Raw genomic sequence first — 18,315 nt, 5'->3', positions numbered from 1 at the left:
CCGTACGCCGGGACCGGCAGGCCGCCGCATGGCGTCACCGCTTCGGCGGGCGGATGCCGCGGAACTCCCAGTCGCCGCCGAGCGCGGTGGACAGCACCTCCTCCGATTCGGTGGGCTGGGCGCCGACGTCGGCGCGGACGGGGGTCGGGCCGGTGACGATGTGGTTGGTGAGCCGCCCGAGGCCCTCCACCTCGACCTCGACGACGTCACCGGGCCGCACGGGGCGGGAGTTGGCGGGGGTGCCGGACAGGAGGACGTCGCCCGGGTAGAGGGTGATGGTGCGGGCGATGTCGGCGACGAGGTAGTGCATGTCCCACTTCATCTCGTCGGTCGAACCGTCCTGGACGACCTCGCCGTTGACGTACGTCCGCAGCCGCTTGCCGTGGAAGTCCCAGTCGGTGACCAGGCCGGGGCCGAGCGGGCAGAGGGTGTCGGAGCCCTTGACCCGGAGCATGGAGCCGGCGTCGGTGTCGCGGAAGTCGTGCAGTCCGTAGTCGTTGGCGACGGTGTAGCCGGCGATGTACTCGCCCGCTTCGGCCGGGGAGATGTTGCGCGCGGTCCTCCCGATGACGATGGCGACCTCGCCCTCGTAGTTGAGCCACTTGCAGCCCTCGGGGCGGACGACGGCGCCCTTGTGGGAGTTGAGGGCGGAGGTGGGCTTGTGGAAGTAGGTGGGGGTGTCGGGGAGGTCGATCCGGAACTCGTCGACACGGCTGCGGTGGTTGAGGTGGACGGCGATCACCTTGGAGGGGACGACCGGGGGCAGGTGCTGCGCGTCCTCCGTCTTGACGCGGCGGCCGTCCCCGGCGACCAGCTCGTCACCGTCGACGGTCACCTGGACAGCGGCGCCGTCGAGCAGGATGCGGCGGTACTCAGGCATGGGCGGACTCCTGTACGGGGGTGTGGGATGCGGTCCAGCCGCCCTCGGGGCGGTCGAACCAGAGGTGCACCTGGCCGGTGCCGATCGAGTTCTCGTACTCGCCGTACTGACGGGCCCTCGCCACGCAGGCACGCTCGCCGAGGGCGCCGGCCATCATCAGGTAGTGGAAGAACTTCGCCTCCGGCTTGTACTTCCAGAACTCGTCCATGGTGTCCAGGACCCGGTCGTGGCGGCCCTCCTTGAACCAGGCGATGCGCTCCTCGTCGGCCGCCCGGGCCTCGGGCGTGCGGATGTGCACCGGGTCGCTGGCCTCGTGGTCGCGCAGTTCGCGCAGCGGCCAGAACGTGTGCGACAGGGCTCCGGAGGCGATCAGCAGCACGCGCCGCCCCGGGGTGGCGGCGATACCGTCCGCCAGGGCGCGGCCGAGCCGCAGGTGGTCCTCCATGTCGCCGGTCTGGCACACACCGATGGTCACCCACCGCTTGTCGGGCAGGCCCTCGCCGAGGAACTTCCAGAGGTTGATGGTGGCGTAGTAGACCGGCAGGTACTCGTCATCGATCGCGGTGATCCAGGTGCCGTGTTTGTCCGCGAACTTCTCGATGTTGTGGGCCAGGTCGGGATCACCGGGGAAGTCGTACGGCATCCGGCACATACCGCGCGGCAGCTCCTCGGAGGTGAACAACCCCGCCCGCCGCGCTTGCGCGGTCACCACGAACTCGACCGTGGTCGCCCAGTGCGAGTCGAGAACCACGACGGTGTCGTAGTCGTCCCGCTCGAAGACGTCCTTCCGGAGCTGGTTCAGGCCCGTGACGAGGGTGATCTCCTTGCCCTGGTTGAGCTCCAGCCGGGTCTCCTCGGGCAGCACGATGGTGGGGACGTGGGCGAGGAGGCCCGCCCCGACGATCTCACCCATGGTTTGTCCATCCGTTCGGTGCGGTGACCGTGTTCTTCAGGTCGCAGTAGAAGTCGAAGCTCCAGGTGCCGCCCTCGCGGCCGACGCCGGAGAGCCGGGAGCCGCCGAAGGGGGCCTGCAGATCGCGGACGAAGAAGCAGTTGACCCAGACCGTGCCCGCGACGAGCTGCCCGGTGACGCGTTCGGCGCGCTCCGGGTCGCCGGTGGCGACGGTGGCGGCCAGCCCGAAGCGGGTGCCGTTGGCCAGCCGGACCGCCTCGTGCTCGTCGGCGAAGGTCTGCAGCGTCAGGACCGGGCCGAAGACCTCCTCCTGCACGATCTCCGCATCCTGGTCGACATCGGTGAGCAGGGTGGGCGCGTAGTACTGGCCGTCCCCCCGGTGCCCGCCGATCACCGCGCGGGCCCCGGCCGCCACGGCCCGCTGGACGAAGCCGTCGATCTTCTCCAGCTGGCGGGGGTGGATGTTGGGCCCGATGTCGGTGGCCTCGTCGCGCGGATCACCCTGCTTCAGCGCGCTCGCCCTCTCGACGAACCGGCGCGTGAACTCCTCCGCAACCGACTCCTCGACCAGCAGCCGGGTGCCCGCCAGACACACCTGGCCGGCGTTGTCGTACTGCTCCACCGCCAGGTCGACGGCAAGGTCCAGGTCCGCGTCGGCGAACACCAGCAGCGGCGACTTGCCCCCCAGTTCGAGACTCAGGGGCGTGAGGTTCGCGGCCGCCGATTCCGCGATGCGCTTGGCCGTGGGCACCGAGCCGGTGAAGCTGATGCGGCGCACGTCCGGATGCGAGGTCAGCGCGTCGCCGATCTCGGAGCCGTAGCCCTGGACGACGTTGAGGACACCTGCCGGGAGCCCGGCCTCGGCGGCGATGTCGGCCAGCAGGGAGGCGGTCAGCGGCGACCACTCGGCGGGCTTGAGGACGACCGTGTTGCCGGCGGCAAGGGCGGGCGCGATCTTCCAGGTGGCCAGCATGAGCGGGGCGTTCCACGGGGTGATCAGGACACAGGGGCCCGCCGGGTCCCAGGTGACGTGGTTGGTGTGGCCCCGCGTCTGGAAGTCCTCGTGCTCCAGCTGGAGCAGCCAGTCCGCGAAGAAGCGGAAGTTGTGCGCCACGCGCGGCATCACTCCGCGGCGGTGGGAGCGCAGAAGGGCTCCGTTGTCGGTGGTCTCGACGATGGCGAGCTCTTCGATCCGCTTCTCGACCCCGTCGGCGATCGCGTGCAGGATGCGGGCGCGCTGCGCGCGGGAGGTGGCGGCCCAGGCGGGGAACGCGGCCCTCGCGGCGGCCACGGCGGCGGCCGCCTCCATGGCCGTGCCCCGGGAGATGTGGCCGATCGTGTCGCCGTCGATGGGCGAGACGTCCTCGAACGTCTGTGTCGAGGCGACGCGCTCGCCGCCGATCCAGTGCCGGGTGTCGACGGCGACCCCAGCCACGGTGATGGTGTGTTCGCTCATGCTCTGTTCCTCCGGTCTCACGAGGTGGTGGGGTCTACTCGGCGCCGGAGGTGCCGGATTCCAGCAGTCGGCCGCCGTCCCAGACGACGCCGACCTGGCGGTAGTAGGCGGCGATCGGCTCGCGGATCTCCAGGCGGGCCAGTTCTTCGGTGGGCGCCTCGAACAGCTCCAGCTCGGCGTCGCCGCGCCAGGCCTGTCCCGCCTCGAAGGACGCGGCGCCCGACTCGATCAGCTCGTCGAGAGCGAGGCCCTTGCCCTTCTCGATGGAGGGCAGCCAGCGGTGGTGGGCCATCGGGTGGGCGTTGACGAAGCCGTTCGTCTCCGACAGCTCGCGCAGGGTGACCACGGCCTGGGCGAGGCGCCGGTCGGCGGCGGCGAGCGTGGCGCCGAATCGGGCCCCCGCCTCGATGCGCGGCGCGGGGCCGTACGGGTGCGGGCGGGTCTGGTGGATCGAACCGAGCTTCTTCGGGTAGCCCTGGTGCAGGCCGCGCGCGATGGCGAAGTCCTTGTCGACCCAGATGTAGACGCAGCGCGAGTAGGTCTGTCCCCGGTACTGGCAGCGGACGACTGCGAAGGCCTCCTTGTACTGGGAGAGCACGGGATCGAGCAACTCCGCGCCGGACGCCGAGCAGGACTGCCAGTCGGCCCAGATCAGCGCCACAGCGCCGGGGTCCTCGTCGGCGAGTTCCAGCGGCTCGGGAAGCAGTTCGCGCACGCGTGACGGGTCGGTGCGGTACTCGACTGTGAGCAGGTCACCGGAGTACCGCCAGGGCGGCGAGGGGATCAGCGACGAGGCTCCGCTCGCCGTCTTGGGGAAGAAGAATCCACGGACGGTGGTCATGTCAGCAAAGTCCTTGAGGGGTGAGGGCGGGCTGCTTGAGCAGTTCGGCGCGGTAGCGGGAGGCGGCGGCCGCCGCGGCCTGACCGCCCAAGGCGACGACACCGGCCGGCCGGCCGCCGGCGTGGTAGCCGACGACGACGTCACCGTCGAGGTCGCCTTCGAGTACGCGCACGTCCTCCTTGCCGAGTACCGGTGCCCCGAAGGACTGCAGGCGGAAGTCGTGCTGGTCGCTCCAGAAGGTGGGCAGCGGCGCGAACGGGGACAGGTCGTGGCCGGCGCCGGTCAGGTGGGCGACGAGGGTCTTCGCGGCGTGCTTGGCGGTGTCCGTGGGGATGCACCAGTGCTCCACACGGCGCGGTACGCCGTCGTAGCGGGCGTTGGGGAAGCGGGCGACATCGCCGACGGCCACCACGTCGGGCCGTCCGCCGACGCGCAGGTGCTCGTCGGTGAGCACGCCGTCGCTCAGGTCGAGGCCGTTGCCGTCCAGCCACTCGGTGTTGGCGACCGAGCCGACCGACTCGACCACCACGTCGGCGGGCAGGACGGTGCCGTCGCCGAGAGCGACGCCGGTGACATGGTCGTCGCCGGTGAAGCCGGTCACGCCCGTGCCGAGGGCGAAGCGCACACCGCGCTCTTCGTGTCGCTTCAGCAAGGCCCCGGCGAGGAGCTCGCCGAGGGGGCCGACCATCGGCAGAGGCAGCGGGTCGACGACGGTCACCTCGCGGGCGCCCAGAGCGACGGCGGTGGCGGCGACCTCGCAGCCGATGAAGCCGCCTCCGACGACGACCACCCGGGTTCCGGGCCTGGTCAGGGCCTGCCGCAGGCCCTGCGCGTCGTCGATGGTGCGGACCGTGTGCCGGCCCGCGAGCGGGCCGGGGCAGCGCAGGCGCCGGGGCCGCATTCCGGTGGCGACGACCAGACCGTCGTACGAGAGTGCCTCGCCGTCGTCGAACTCGACGATGTTCTCCGCGAGCCGCGCGGCGACGACCTTGGTGCCCAGCCGCCACTCCGCGTCGGCCACGCTCGCCCGCGGGCGGAAGGAGAGCGACTCGAAGGCGGCCTTGCCGGCCAGGACCTCCTTGGACAGGGGCGGCCGGTTGTAGGGCATGTGCGGCTCGTCACCGACGAGCGTGATGCCTTCGGTCCAGCCGGCGGCCCGCAGTTGCTCGGCCGCGCGCAGGCCGGCCATGGAGGCGCCGGCCACGACGATGCGTGCACTCCTCGACGTCATGGTCAGCCCTCGATACGGATGGCCTGGAGCGGACACACGTCGGCGGCTTCCTCGACCTCGTCGCGCAGCGCGTCGTCGGGGTCGGGGACGTAGGCCAGGTGGCCGCTGTCGTCCATGGAGAAGACATCGGGGGCGGCGAAGACGCACTGGCCGTGGTCCTGGCACTTGTTCATGTCGACGACGACCTTCATGGCCGGTCCTCCTGAAGTGAGGGCATCGGGGCGGGGGTGAAGGGAGGAAGAGGGGCCCGACCGTCGTCGACCGGGCCCCGGCCAAGGGTTCGGCGACTGACCGCACCCTTACTCATTTGGCTCCAAACAACATAGGAAGCCACCTGACCCTGGTCAATACCTATCCATGCGGATAATTTTTTTCCTGCCCCCCTTGCGGGGCGTCCGCAGCGCTCATACCGTTTGGCGCCAAACAAGCCGTCCGTACGCCGCGCCCCCATCCGTACCGGCCCTCTGACTCCCCCTCACGATCCACACCCCTAGCGCCCGAGGAGACATCGGTGAGCGCAGCCCCAACCCCCAGCCTCCGTCAGCACATGCAGCGGCTCGCCGCCGAGGGCATCGACGTGGTGCGCGTGACCTATCCCGACCTCATCGGCGCCGACCGTGCACGCGACATCCTGCTGGACCACCTGCCGTCGGCGTGTGACCACGGCCTGGCCTTCTGCCGGGCCGTCTACCACACCAGCCCCCAGGGCGACGTGGTCCCCGTCTCCGGCGGTCTCGACGCCGGCCTGCCCGACATCACCGTGCGGCCGGACCTGGACACCCTGGTCCCCCTCCCCTGGGAACCCGGCGTCGCCTCCTGCCTCGCCGACGTCACCGACCCGGCCACCGGCCTGCCCGCACCGGAGTCACCCCGCGATCTGCTGCGCACCGTCCTCGCCCGGTGTGCCGAACACGGCCTGCGTCCGGTGGTCGGCCCCGAGCTCGAGTACTTCCTCTGCGACGAGGACCCGGCCTCCCCGAGCGGCTGGAAGCGTTACTCGGGCGCCGCCGGCGTCGTCTACACCGCCGGTCTGCGCGCCGACGGCGACAATCACCTGCTGCGTACGCTGCGTCTGCTGCGGGACATGAACATCGGCGTGACCAGCGGAAACCACGAGTTCGACGGCGGCCAGTTCGAGATCAACCTCACCCACTCCGACGCCCTGTCCGCCGCGGACCGCGCCTTCCGCTACAAGTCGGCGATCAAGGAGCTGGCCCGGAAGGAGGGGAAACTCGCCACCTTCATGGCCAAGCCGTTCAACGACGCCGGCGGCTCCGGTTTCCACCTCCATCTGTCATGCGACAGCTCCGACGAGGAAGGCGCCGGTAACGCCTTCGACGATCCCGCCGGGCCGTACGGGCTGTCCGCCACCGCACGCCACGCCGTCGCCGGCATCCTCGCCCACGCCCCGGCCCTGGCCGCCCTGGCCAACCCGACCGTGAACTCCTACAAGCGTTTCGGCCCGGACACCCTCGCGCCCTGGCTGATCGACTGGGGCCTGGACAACCGCAGCGCCATGGTGCGCATCCCGCCCGAGCGCGGCTCCGGCGCCCGGTTCGAACTGCGCCTCGGTGACGCCAGCGCCAACCCGTACCTGCTGATCGCGGGCACGGTCGCCGCCGCGCTGCTCGGGGTTCTGACCGGCGAGGAGCCCCCCGCCCCCTTGGAGGGGTACGGCTACGACACCGCCAGGGCGGCCGCGCTGCCCATGAGCCTGCCGGCCGCGCTGGACGCCCTGGAAGCGGACACCGAACTGACCGACGTCCTCGGCAAGGACTTCACCGACTCCTTCCTCTCCTACAAGCGCAATGAAATCGAACGCTTCCAACGGCACGTCACCGACTGGGAGTTCACCGAGTACGCCTACCACCTGTGACGACTGGGAGCCATGCGATGACGACCGAGACCCCGACCGCCGCCGTGAACGAGCCGATGCCGCTGGCGGACGTCAACCTCGCCGACCTGGACAACTTCACCGACGGCATCACCCCATGGCGTATGTTCCACACCCTGCGCCACCAGGACCCGGTGCACTGGCAGCCCGAGGAGGCCCCCAACTCCGGCTTCTGGGCGGTGACCCGGCACGCGGACATCGCCCGCGTCGACCGTGACGCCGAGACCTTCACCTCCACGAAGTTCGTGAACCTCGAAGAAGTCGACGACGACCAGATCAAGACCCGCGCCTCCATCCTGGAGCTGGACGGAGTCCGTCACCGCGCCCTGCGCAGTCTGCTCCAGCGCCAGTTCGGCGCGAGCGTCATCAACAGCTACACCGACTTCCTGCGCGGCCTGACCGCCACCACGCTGGACGCGGCGCTGGCCAAGGGGACCTTCGACTTCGTCAAGGAGGTCTCCGCCGACTTCCCCATCAACGTCCTCGCCCGCCTCCTCGGCGTACCGCCGGAGGACAACCAGCAGCTCATCGACTGGGGCAACCGCATCATCGGCAACACCGACCCCGACTACGCCGACGTCCTGCTGGACAGCGCGGAGAGCGAGCAGTACCGGCACCTGCCCTTCCGCTCGCCCGCCTCGCTGGAGGTCTTCGCCTACGGCCGTGAGCTGGCCCGGCAGCGGCGCGGCGGCGACGGCACCGACCTGGTGTCGAAGCTGGTGAACACCACCCCGAAGGACGGTGTGCCGCTCTCGCCGCAGGACTTCGACAACTACTTCCTGCTCCTCGTCGTGGCCGGCAACGAGACCACCCGCCACACCATCACCCACTCCATGCTGGCGCTGCTCCAGCACCCCGAGCAGCTGGCCCGGCTTCAGGAGGACCCGTCCCTGATCCCCGTCGCGGTGGAGGAGTTCCTGCGCTGGGCGTCGCCCGTCTACCACTTCCGCCGCACGGCGACCCGTGACGTGGAATTGGGCGGCAAGCGGATCAAGGAGGGCGACAAGGTCGTCATGTGGTACGCCTCGGGCAACCGCGACGAGGAGGTCTTCGGCAACCCGTACGACTTCGAAGTCGCCCGCGCCGACAACGACCATGTGACCTTCGGCAAGGGCAGCCCGCACCTGTGCCTGGGCAACCTGCTGGCCCGCACCGAGATCCGCATCATGTTCGAGGAGCTCGTCCCGAGGATCGCCGACATCCGTCTGACCGGCGAAGTCCCGCGCGTCCGCTCCAACTTCGTCAACGGCATCAAGAAGCTGCCGGTCGAGGTCACCCTCGCCTGACCGCCTGACCCAGCCGTCCAGATGGGGGCGTCCGCCGGGACGCCCCGACCCGAACGAGCGGCCGCCCCTCACGTCTGCCCTCAGACGCACTCGCGAGAACTGGACCATGACCGCAGGCCGCGCGGATCTGCCGGCCGTGATCCGCTGGGCCGCGAGGCCGAGGACGCCGGATTCGACTCCGTCGTGATCAGCGAACACATCGTGCTCGGCCCCGACGCCGGAGCAGGCGGCGTGATGGGCAACCCCCGCGACTACGCTCTGCCCGGCAACCAGGACCGCCATAGGGTCTGTTGCGAAAGGGGCACCGCTTCATGGCAGTGAGCCACCCGCGCGCCGCCCTGAGGTGACGCGCGGAGGCTCACTGATCACTCCGCTCCTCGCGTAGCCCGGTCGCCCGGCCCGGTTCCTCACGCGGAAACCCGATCGGTGCGTCCGGCCGGTCCTACTGCTTGTAGAAGGTGGCGTCCTGCTGGCCGACGGTCGTGGTCACCGGCTGGGTGTAGAGCAGGTGGTTGTAGTGCCGGATGTACCGGCCGGGGAAGTTGTACGACTCGTACGACACACCGGCCGCGGAGTCGGCGAGACCGGCCCGCTCGTGGAACGAGGCGTCGTTGTCGAACAGGGTGGTGCCGTCGTCCTTCTCCACCCACACCTCGTTGTTCTTGTGGCGCAGGTAGTAGCCGGGGAAGTTGGCCGATTCGAGGGAAACGGTGCCGTTGCCGGCCAGGCCGGGGACGACGCGGAACTGCGAGTCGGCGAGTTCGGTGACGTTGGCCTCGGTCCTGGCCCGGAACTCCCAGTGCCGGATGAATCTGTCCGGGTAGTTGTACGAGGAGAAGCGGACGGGGGTGACACCGTCGGCGACGGGGATGCCGAAGTTGGGTGTGCCGTCGGCGTTCCAGTACACCTTCTGGTAGCGGGTGCGGCGGTTGGGGTCCTTGAGCGGGTCGCCGACGATCTCCTTGTAGTTGCGGTCGTGGTAGACGAGGATGTCCGACTTGCCGTCCTCGGAGACCGTGAAGGAGTTGTGGCCGGGGCCGTACTGGCCGGTCTTGTCGTTGCTCTTGAGGACCGGCGTGGGAGTCTTGCTCCAGGAGGCCGGGTTCATCAGGTCGGCGGTGGCGTCGGCGGTCAGCAGGCCGATGCAGTAGTTGGCGTTGGTGGCGCTGGCCGAGTAGGTCATGAAGACCTTGCCGTTCTTCTGGATGACGGCTGGGCCCTCGTTGACGCGGGCGCCGGCGGTCTCCCAGGCGTACTCGGGCTTGGAGATCATGACCGGGCTGCCGGTGATGGTCCAGGGGTTGGCCATCTTCGCCAGGTACAGTTGCGTGCCCTTGCCGAACGCCGGGTCCTCCTGGGCCCAGCTCAGGTAGCGGGTGCCGTTGTGCGTGAAGGTGGTGGCGTCCAGCGAGAAGGTGTCCATGGGCAGGCTGATCCTGCCCTTCTCGGTCCAGGTACCGGTCAGCGGGTTGGCGGCGCTGCTCTCCAGGACGTACGGGCGGATCCGCCAGATGTCGTTGGACCAGCCGGCCGTGAAGTAGACGTACCACTTGCCGTCGATGAAGTGGATCTCCGGGGCCCAGATGTGGGCGCCCATCTCACCGGTGGCGTGCTTGGTCCAGATCGTGGTCTCCGGGGCCGTGGCGAGGCCCTGGAGGGTGGTGGCCCGGCGCATGACGATCCTGTCGTACGCGGGGACCGTGGCGGTGAAGTAGTAGAAGCCGTCGGTGTGCTTGAAGATGTGCGGGTCGGCACGCTGCTCGGCTATCGGGTTGGTGAAGGTGACGGCGGGGGACGCGGGCACGGCGGCCTGGGCGGGGGTGGTCACGGTGCTGAGCACAGCGAGCGCGGCCGCCGCGGCCACCAGAACCCGTCTAGCGAGATGTCTCATGTTTCTGTTGCGGCCCTTCGGGATCAGGCGGTCGTGGGGACGAGCCGCCACTGCTGGCAGTTGTTGCTGAGCCAGCTCCACCGGCGTACGTCGGTACCGATGGCGTGCCGTGGTTGGCAATGCCCATGACGTTGCCGGTGGAGGCGTTGACGATGCGGGCGTAGTCGCCGCCGAGGTGGACCACGCCTGCGTTCGAAAATACGAACAACGTGCGGAACTGCGGACGAAACGTAAAGGCGGCTCAGGGACGCCGTCAATGGGTGGAACGAAACCGATATCCCGAACGCCGCCGACCACCCCAACAGCCACTGTCGGACACACGGGAAGCCCAGGCCACGCGCGCTGGGACTGCCCGACCCTCGTCGCTGCGGTCTGTCGCTTCGGTGTCGGCGTCGGAGTAGGTGGGGTCTTCTTGATGGCGGGCTGCGCTGGTGGCGTTCTGGGCCCGCGCTGGATGACTACCAGTCAGTCGGCCCGTGCCGTTGGCCGGCCGCCACCTGGCCATCCTGTGATGCCGGAGCCAGGCCGCGGCGGCGAGTCGGATCGCCGCCGGTCACGTGCCCAGGGCCGTCACAGCCCCACTGGCTGCCATTCCTGGTTGGAGCCGCCGTTGGCGGGCCACTGGATGACCTTGGCGCCGTCGGCGGTGGATCCACTCTGCACGTCTGCGCACAGCCCGCTCTTGATGTTGACGAGGCGGTAGTAGCCGCTGGTGGCCGCTGGAACGAGCTTCCACCACTGGTTGGTGCCGTTGGTGTCCGACCACTGGTCCAGGGCTGTGCCGCTGCTGGTGGAGCTGCCCGGGACTTCGAGCACCTTGCCGCTGTTGACGTTGGACAGGCGGTAGGACCCGTCGTAGTCGGGGAGCAGCTTCCACTGCTGGTTGGCGCTGCCGGACCACGTGTACTGGATGACGGGCCCGCCGTTGGAGGTGGAGGCGCCGGAGACGTCCATGACCTTGCCGCTCTTGCGGTTGACCAGCCTGAAGGGGCCGGTCAGCAGGCCGATCGTGATCGTGGTGCTCGTTCCGGCGGTCAGCGACACGATGCGGGCGTGGTTGCCCAGCGGCGACGACGTGGTGACCGTCGCGCCGGTGCTGATGGATGTGATGCCGCGCCGGCAGATGAAGGTGACGTTCTGGTCGATGTCGGAGGTGAGCTTGACGGTGGCCGTGCGGGCCGCCGTGTCCCAGGACAGCGACTGGATGGTGATGCGGTTGCGGCCGCGAACACCGTTGATGGTGCCCTTGGTGAGCTGGTCGGGGAGGGCGGGGAGGATCTCAAGGACACCGGGGCGGGTGTAGACGAGTGCTTCGCCGAGGACGGCGGGGATGGTGTTGGCGGCGTCGCAGTTGTAGATGTCCAGGTTGGGGTTGTGGGAGGTCATCAGGGACCGCCACACCATGTTCCTGCCGTAGATCTTCAGCAGGTTGCTGTAGACGCCGGGGCCGTCCTTCAGGCGGGCGCGGGCCAGCGCCCGGTGGAGGCTGCCGTGGGCGGAATAGTTCTGGTCGCCTCGCTTGTCCAGGGCCGTGCGGGCGTACTGGACCAGGTCGGGCTTGTCCTCGGGGTTGATCTCGTGCAGCGGCCAGGCACCGTACAGGTGCTGGACGTGCCGGTGGTTGTAGCGGTCGGTCAGGCCCGGCCAGGACCACTCGGCGAGCGCCCCGTCGCTGTTGACGGTGTAGTCGGGCAGCTTGGCGAGCAGGGCGGTCCAGCGTTGCACGCCCTGGCCGCTGCCCTGCTCCAGGCCGAGGGTGTTGGCCGCGTCGATCGCGGCCTGGAGCGCGTGCCGGCCGGCCATGATGTCGCCGGTGGCGTTGATGGAAAACGCCTGGCCGGTGCTGGTCGGGGAGTTCTCCATGGAGAAGGAGGGGACGAAGACCGCCTTGCCGCTGGAGTCGGTGCGGGTGAGGAAGTCCTCGTAGAACAGGGCCAGTTCCATCAGGGCCGGACCGAGCTTGTTCTTCAGGAAGGCACTGTCGCCGGTGACCTGGTAGTACTCCAGAAGGGGGTAGAGCAGCCAGTCGGCGCCGCCGGTCCAGGCCTCGCCGGGGAAGCTGCCGCTGTTGAAGTGCAGCATGTGCCCGTACTCGCCGTCGGTCCGGGACGGGGCGAGGAAGCCGCGGGCGCCGTAGAGGTTGGTGGCGTTGTCGCGCCAGTCGGCGAGCTGGCCGAGGATGAGGTCGAAGTAGCCCTGCATGGCATCGGTGAGGTCGAGGATGTTGCCGCCGGCGACCTGCAGGTTGATGTTGGCGTCGGTGGTGAAGTCGTCGGCCCAGGAGCCGTTCCAGGTGCCGGTCCAGATGCCGGTCAGGCGGGGTGGCAGGACGCCACTGGAACTGATGAAGAGATAGCGGCCGGAGTCGTACATCCGCTCCAGCAGCGCGAGGTCGATGGCGGACGCGTTGCTGTTCTGGCGGGCTATGAGCTCGCTGGTGGCCAGCCGGCGGTCGGCGGCGGAGACGTTGAGGTCGATGCTGGAGCGGTCGTACATGGCCTGGTGCTTCGGGGCGTGGCGGCCCAGGAGGGTGGCGTAGTCGGCCGTCAGCGCGGCGAGGGCGGTCTGCAGGGGCTGGCTGTTCCAGCCGGTGGAGGTCTCGTACCGGCCGAGCTTGGTCAGCAGCAGCACCTTGGTGGCCTTGGCGACCACCAGGGTCTGCCCGCCGGCGGTGACGGAGGAGCCGCTGCCGGAGACCACGACGCGGGTGACGCCTTCGTAGCCGTAGGCACCGCCGGAGGGGTAGGTGCCGCGCAGGTTCAGATAACCGTCGCCGCCGGTGACGGTGGCGGTGGTGGAGAAGGACACGCTGGTCGGCACGCCCGTAAGAGCGGTGTTGACGCTGATGGTGGTGTCCACGGTGCGGCCGGTGGCGGGCAGCAGTTCGTGGACGATGACCTGGTCGGCGCGGGAGACGAAGACGTGGCGCTTCCAGGTGCCGTACTGGTCGGTCCAGGTGTGGGTGATCTCGCCGGTGCGGAAGTCGGTGATGCGGGCGAAGTCGTTGACGGTGGTCATGCCCGGGGTGCTGAGCTGGAGTTCGTAGCCGGGGTGGAAGGTCTGGGTCCAGCGCAGGCTCCAGCCGTGGGCGAAGGTGGAGGAGGCACCGGAGTAGTTGCCGGCCAGCGCCTGGTCCCGGGCGGTCTCGAGATACGGCGAGATCACGGGGGGCATGACGCTCCGGCTGCCGTTGGGCAGCACGAACCGGTGATGATTGAAGATCATCTTCTCGAGCGTCGGCGCCCCGTAGTAGACGGTCCCGTACTCGCCGTTTCCGCTCAGGAACCCGTCGGTCCAGGCGGAGGCGGTGGCGTTGTCCCAGATGCCGCGGTCGGGCAGGGTGACCTGGGGCGGTACGGCCGCGGAGGCCTGGGAGGCGAAGACGAAGCCGGGCAGGGCCGCGGCGCCGGCGGCGAGGGCGGCCGTGGTGAGCAAACGCCGTCGGTTGAGGGGCAGGTCGGGCAGTGGCATGGGTCGACTCCGTTGTCGGACGGTGAGTACAACTGGGCACAGAGGTGCCACCGGTGGGGGTGTGGTGGTAAACAACAGCGCTTTGCCAGACATGCGGTGGCTGCATCAGCCGTCGACGGCAGAACCGGACGGCTGAGGCCGGCCCGCCCCGCGGGGGCGGACCGGCCTCGAGTGTCTACGGGGTCACGGTCAGCGCGGGCGCCATCTCGGCGGTCCCGTTGGTGAGCTTCCCGGAGCCGGTGGCGCCTTCGGAGCTGACGAAGCGCAGCTCGTGGTTGGTGCCCCCCGCGTTGCAGACGGCGAGCAGGAGCGTGGGCTGACCGGCCGCATAGGCCTTCTGGACGAAGGAGGTGATGTCGACGGTGATGTCGCGGCCGTCGATGGCGTTGCCCTGGTGGGTCCCACCGCCCTCGGGGATGATGGTCGAACCGAGGGTGAAGGTGGCCGACTTCGCGACGGAGGAGCTCGTGGCGGTGAAGCTCGGCCGGTTCTGCCAGGTCATCGTGTTGATCGGACAGGACGTGCCGCCGCCGGTGCACGTGGTGTCGCTGACGGGTTGCACGAGGAGTTGGTCGGTGTCGGTCGACGGGACCGACGAATAGCGGTGGCCGACGTAGGTGAGATGGAGTGTCGCCTGGCTCGGTGCCTTGGTGAGGCTGTTGAGGGGGAACTGGATGTAGGAGAGCTTTCCGTCTCCGGATCCTGTGGTGTACTGCTCGCCCATCAGGCCGACCCCGGTGTTGCGAGTGATGAGGGTCAGGTCCGAGGAGTTGTTCTTGGTCTGGTCGCCCCACCACGCACCCACCCAGGTGTCGCCGTTGGTGAGGGCGCCGGCCCTGACGTTCTGGGTCTGGCCGTTCGCGTCCGTGTAGGTGGTGGTCAGCGTGCCGATCCCGCTCGTCGTCAGCGGGAACTGGCTGGTGTATCTGACGAGCTGGTCGGCGACGCGGAGGTTGTTCAGCGTCACGTTCGTGGCGCCGTTCAACGGGCTGCTGTTCGTCTTCTGCTGCGAGAACCACACGTTGTCGAGCTGGAAGGTGCTGATCGGGGTCTTGGTGTAGGTGTACGTGGCGCCCGACCCGTCGGGGTTGGGGGCGAGCCCGTAGGTCGCCTGCTCGTCGGCGGTGATGGTCTGGGTGGATCCGTTGCCGCCGTTGAGCCTGATCGGTCCCGACGTGTACCGGGAGGTGTCGAACGAGCTGTTCTTGATCACGATGCTCGAGATGCGCGGGTACGGCTTGGGGCTGTTCTGCGTGAAGATGCCGCCGGCCGGCGCCGACACGGAGTTGAAGTTGTCGAACGTGTAGTTGTTGAGCTTGTATCCGTACGAATTCCATCCGATGCGGATCGAGTTGCCGGCACCGACGGACCAGTTCAGCGTGTTGCTGACCGAGATGTTCTTCGAGTCCGCGTTGTCCCAGTGGTAGTTGTCGAACCCGAGGTCGTCGGCGACGGTGTCGTGGGCGCCTACCGCGTTGACATAGCCCTGGATGTCGGGGGTGGAGGTGCCGAGCTGGAAGTTGTTCCACACGCCGGGGGCCAGCGGGGTGAATCCGTCGCTGGGGTTGTAGTGGCCGGAGGCGAACGCGTCGTCGTTGCCGAGGGTGAAGACGCCGTTGGCGGTGATGTCCTGGCCGCTCGCGAAGTCCGTCCCGTCGATCCACGGCTGGCCGTACGGGGTGAGGGCCTTGATGTTGTTGAACGTCACCCTGTTGGCGCTGTGGGTCTCGTAGTTCCACTGCTTCGCGTCGCGCACATAGGTGTCGTTGAACGTGATGTCCGACGAGTGCATGACCATGACGCCGCCCTGGTGCTGGCTGCGGTAGGCGTCGTGCGAGTCAGCGCGGTAGTTCGCCACGCCGTTGTTGTCGAACATGCCGCGGCCGTCGATCTCGATGTTGCTCGAGTTGATGATCCCGACCGCCGGCTCGAACGCCTCCATGTACGCCTGGATGCGGTTCTTCAGCAGGGCCCCTTCGTCGGTGTAGATCTTCAGCTTGCCGCCCTTGAGCTTGCTGCCGTCCACACCGTTGACCAAGAGACCGGACCACACGTACGTGCCGTTCGGGAAGTAGAGCGTGTTGAGCGCCGTGGGGTTGGCCTTGATGGTGTCGATGGCGGCCTGCAGGGCGTACGTGACGTCGCCCGCGGCCATCACCCGCACATTCGGGTACCGCACATTGGTGCTGCTCGCGCTCACCAGGGTCCCGGCCGAGGTTTTCTGACCGGCGGGGATGGCGGTGCCGTTGACGGTCTTGCCGGCCATGGAGCTCGTCGTCGCGGCGGGAGCCTTCTGAGCCGTGCTGTTCGGGTGCGCCGCGAGGTACTTCGCGGCGAACTGCTGGAAGTTGAGGACACCGGTCTGCAGGTTGACGCCGGAGCCGTCCGGTGCGCTCGTGGTGTTCGGGCGCCGCGCCGGGTCTTCCAGAGGGTCGTTGATGACCGCCAGGTAGGGCTGTCCCGTGGCGTTGGTCGAGTCGCCGTTGACCATCACGATCGCTTGGTTCAACCCGGCCGCGGCTGACATCTGGAACGTCAGGGTGTGCTTGTCCGCGCTCACCGAGACGCTGCTGGACGGGTAGTAGCGCGCCGGGTAGATGTTCACCGTGTCGATCGTGGTGCTGGGCAGCGTGACCGTGATCGTCGGTGTCCGGGAGTCCGACGCGAAGCGCGCGATGTCGAAGTTGTTGCGGTTCGCGTTGTACTGGACAGTCTGGACGGGCGTGCCGGCGACTTGCACCTGGTACTTGGTGGACGCCACGTCCGGGGACGTCGTCGTACCGCCTCCCACTCCCGTCGGTGCGTACGTGTGGACGGTGGTGGCGGCGTGTGCGGGGACGGCGCCGGTGAGCATGAGGCTTGCCACCGCGATGGTGGCGCCGGCAGCGGCCGCGATGAAGCGCTTCACGCGCGAGCTGCGTCGCGCTGGGGCGGTGTTCGGGTCGGCGGCGTCGCCGGCCGGTCTGATCATGCCTTTCTCTCCTCAGGACGAGACCGTTGCAGGTCTGTTCAGGCACTCGCCGTCTGCTGGAGACGGCGCGGAGCATTCGCGATGCCGCGGCCGGACCGCGGCCGTCGGGGCCGTCGGGGCCGTCGGGGCCGTCGGGGCCGTCGGGGCCATCGGGGCCGAGGGGACCACCCCGACGCACCGAGCGGGGTGGCGCGGTGAGGTCGAGTGTTGATTCGCGCGGTGGGCGAGGGTGACTCCACTGCGTTGACCGATCCACGGGACCGGGCGTGGCGGGGACGTTACTGCCGTATTTCCGGGACCGTCAATGCTCCGTGCACTTCAAAGTCGCGGAAACAGCCGTGACCTGCCTGCGGCGCCTTCACCGTGCTCCGTAACGGCTGAATCACGGCCGCCGCACGAAGCCTTGCCCTGTTGCGGCAGTCGCCCTACGCTGACGCCACTTTCGTGGATCGATAAATGTTTCGGGGGCGTACGTGGTGACAATGGCGGAGGTGGCAGCTCGGGCGGGAGTCACCAAGCAGACCGTCTCCAACGTGGTGTCCGGCAAGAAGGTGCGGCCGGAGACCCTGGCGAAGGTGAACAAGGCGATCGCCGAACTCGGCTACAAGCCGAACCTGGTGGCGCGCTCGCTGCGCACCGGCAGCACGTCGACGGTGGGGCTGTTCGTGCCGTCGGTGGCCAACCCGTTCTATTCGGAGGTGGTCGAGGAGGTGGAGAACCTCCTGGTCGGCCGCGGATACAACCTGCTGCTCGCCACGACGCGCGACGATCCCGACTACACGCGGGCCCATCTGGAGAACCTCGCCGCGCGCTCGGTGGACGCACTGCTGGTCGCCTGCGACAACGGCGTCGCACAGCAGCTGCCGATGCTCGTCGAGGCCGCCTTCCCGGTCGCGCTGTTCGCCTGGGAGGGGGACCCGCCGACCATGCTGCCGGTGGTGTCCATCGACTACGAGCACGCCGGGTTCCTGGCCGGGCGCTACCTGAGGGATCTCGGCCACCGGAACGTCGCGGTGATCGCCGATCTCCCCGCGCACGAGCCGCGCGTGGCCGGGTTGCGCCGGGCGTTCGCCGACCACGGGCTGGCCATCGACGACCGCAAGGTGTTCGCCTGCACCAGGGACGACGCCGTCGGCGGGTTCGACGCGGGCCGTGCGGCACTTAAGGCGGATCCGGAACTGACGGCGATCTTCGCCACCCACGACGTCCTGGCCCTCGGTGCCGTCGAGGCGGTGGTCCGGTCCGGGCGGCGGGTCCCCAGCGACGTCAGCGTCGTCGGCTTCGACGACATCGCCCAGGTCGGACAGATCCAACCAGCCCTGACCACGGTCACCGTCCCGAAGCGGGAGATGGCCCAGCAGGCCGTCGAGCTGCTGCTGCGCGCCGTCGACTCCGGCCGGCCGCCGACCAACGTTCTCACGCTGCTGCGCCCGACCCTGACCATCCGGGACAGCAGCGCCCCGCCCCGGGCGACCGGATAG

Annotated in this window: 12 protein-coding genes and 1 pseudogene; 4 read left to right on the top strand and 9 right to left on the bottom strand. The window is 69.0% G+C overall.

From position 1 onward, the window contains the following. Positions 1–34: 34 nt before the first annotated feature. The 6 genes from NW895_RS14580 to NW895_RS14555 are packed head-to-tail and all read right to left on the bottom strand — an operon-like array spanning position 35 to position 5,512. Complete coding sequence (locus tag NW895_RS14580) at positions 35–880, bottom strand: fumarylacetoacetate hydrolase family protein (protein WP_289935920.1); 846 nt, start codon at positions 878–880, stop codon at positions 35–37. After that, positions 873–1,793: a 3,4-dihydroxyphenylacetate 2,3-dioxygenase gene (locus NW895_RS14575; RefSeq protein ID WP_289935919.1), complete on the bottom strand. Its 921-nt coding sequence runs from the start codon at positions 1,791–1,793 to the stop codon at positions 873–875. Before NW895_RS14575 ends, NW895_RS14580 begins: the two co-directional genes overlap by 8 nt. Further along, positions 1,786–3,249, bottom strand: a complete 1,464-nt coding sequence (locus NW895_RS14570; RefSeq protein ID WP_289935918.1) for an aldehyde dehydrogenase — start codon at positions 3,247–3,249, stop codon at positions 1,786–1,788. The genes NW895_RS14575 and NW895_RS14570 overlap by 8 nt, the downstream gene beginning before the upstream one ends. A gap of 34 nt (positions 3,250–3,283) precedes the next feature. Further along, entirely contained in the window at positions 3,284–4,090 is an 807-nt protein-coding gene (locus NW895_RS14565; RefSeq protein ID WP_289935917.1) for an acetoacetate decarboxylase family protein, read from the bottom strand. 1 nt (position 4,091) lies between these two features. Then, positions 4,092–5,321 (bottom strand): FAD/NAD(P)-binding oxidoreductase, encoded by a 1,230-nt coding sequence (locus tag NW895_RS14560; RefSeq protein WP_289935916.1) that lies wholly within the window; start codon positions 5,319–5,321, stop codon positions 4,092–4,094. 2 nt (positions 5,322–5,323) lie between these two features. Then, a complete protein-coding gene (locus NW895_RS14555) occupies positions 5,324–5,512 on the bottom strand; it encodes a ferredoxin (RefSeq protein WP_069757848.1) in 189 nt (62 codons plus the stop codon). Between the two features lie 320 nt (positions 5,513–5,832). On the opposite strand from NW895_RS14555, the gene NW895_RS14550 reads away from it, so the two are divergent. From NW895_RS14550 to NW895_RS14540, 3 genes and pseudogenes are all read left to right on the top strand, one after another. Further along, positions 5,833–7,197: a glutamine synthetase family protein gene (locus tag NW895_RS14550; protein WP_289935915.1), complete on the top strand. Its 1,365-nt coding sequence runs from the start codon at positions 5,833–5,835 to the stop codon at positions 7,195–7,197. A gap of 17 nt (positions 7,198–7,214) precedes the next feature. Then, complete coding sequence (locus NW895_RS14545) at positions 7,215–8,501, top strand: cytochrome P450 (RefSeq protein ID WP_289935914.1); 1,287 nt, start codon at positions 7,215–7,217, stop codon at positions 8,499–8,501. A gap of 106 nt (positions 8,502–8,607) precedes the next feature. Continuing rightward, positions 8,608–8,777: pseudogene (locus NW895_RS14540) on the top strand (F420-dependent oxidoreductase); the annotation flags it as partial. Between the two features lie 166 nt (positions 8,778–8,943). Here the strand turns inward: NW895_RS14540 and NW895_RS14535 are convergent. From NW895_RS14535 to NW895_RS14525, 3 genes are all read right to left on the bottom strand, one after another. After that, positions 8,944–10,392 (bottom strand): family 43 glycosylhydrolase, encoded by a 1,449-nt coding sequence (locus tag NW895_RS14535; RefSeq protein WP_289935913.1) that lies wholly within the window; start codon positions 10,390–10,392, stop codon positions 8,944–8,946. Positions 10,393–10,962: 570 nt separating this feature from the next. Beyond that, entirely contained in the window at positions 10,963–13,863 is a 2,901-nt protein-coding gene (locus NW895_RS14530) for an RICIN domain-containing protein (RefSeq protein WP_289935912.1), read from the bottom strand. A gap of 175 nt (positions 13,864–14,038) precedes the next feature. Then, on the bottom strand, positions 14,039–16,834 hold the full coding sequence (locus NW895_RS14525) for a DNRLRE domain-containing protein (protein WP_289935911.1): 2,796 nt from the start codon (positions 16,832–16,834) through the stop codon (positions 14,039–14,041). A gap of 482 nt (positions 16,835–17,316) precedes the next feature. Between NW895_RS14525 and NW895_RS14520 the strand changes: the two genes are divergently transcribed. Then, a complete protein-coding gene (locus tag NW895_RS14520; RefSeq protein WP_289935910.1) occupies positions 17,317–18,315 on the top strand; it encodes a LacI family DNA-binding transcriptional regulator in 999 nt (332 codons plus the stop codon).

This window comes from Streptomyces sp. S.PNR 29 (genome assembly GCF_030386795.1).
GTDB lineage: Bacteria > Actinomycetota > Actinomycetes > Streptomycetales > Streptomycetaceae > Streptomyces.
This window is presented reverse-complemented; position numbering and strand designations above follow the sequence as displayed.

Coding starts and splice junctions, on each gene's coding strand:
- NW895_RS14580 (WP_289935920.1), bottom strand. CDS start 880: ATGCCTGAGTACCGCCGCATCCTGCTCGACGGCGCCGCTGTCCAGGTG.
- NW895_RS14575 (WP_289935919.1), bottom strand. CDS start 1,793: ATGGGTGAGATCGTCGGGGCGGGCCTCCTCGCCCACGTCCCCACCATC.
- NW895_RS14570 (WP_289935918.1), bottom strand. CDS start 3,249: ATGAGCGAACACACCATCACCGTGGCTGGGGTCGCCGTCGACACCCGG.
- NW895_RS14565 (WP_289935917.1), bottom strand. CDS start 4,090: ATGACCACCGTCCGTGGATTCTTCTTCCCCAAGACGGCGAGCGGAGCC.
- NW895_RS14560 (WP_289935916.1), bottom strand. CDS start 5,321: ATGACGTCGAGGAGTGCACGCATCGTCGTGGCCGGCGCCTCCATGGCC.
- NW895_RS14555 (WP_069757848.1), bottom strand. CDS start 5,512: ATGAAGGTCGTCGTCGACATGAACAAGTGCCAGGACCACGGCCAGTGC.
- NW895_RS14545 (WP_289935914.1), top strand. CDS start 7,215: ATGACGACCGAGACCCCGACCGCCGCCGTGAACGAGCCGATGCCGCTG.
- NW895_RS14535 (WP_289935913.1), bottom strand. CDS start 10,392: ATGAGACATCTCGCTAGACGGGTTCTGGTGGCCGCGGCGGCCGCGCTC.
- NW895_RS14530 (WP_289935912.1), bottom strand. CDS start 13,863: ATGCCACTGCCCGACCTGCCCCTCAACCGACGGCGTTTGCTCACCACG.
- NW895_RS14525 (WP_289935911.1), bottom strand. CDS start 16,834: ATGATCAGACCGGCCGGCGACGCCGCCGACCCGAACACCGCCCCAGCG.
- NW895_RS14520 (WP_289935910.1), top strand. CDS start 17,317: ATGGCGGAGGTGGCAGCTCGGGCGGGAGTCACCAAGCAGACCGTCTCC.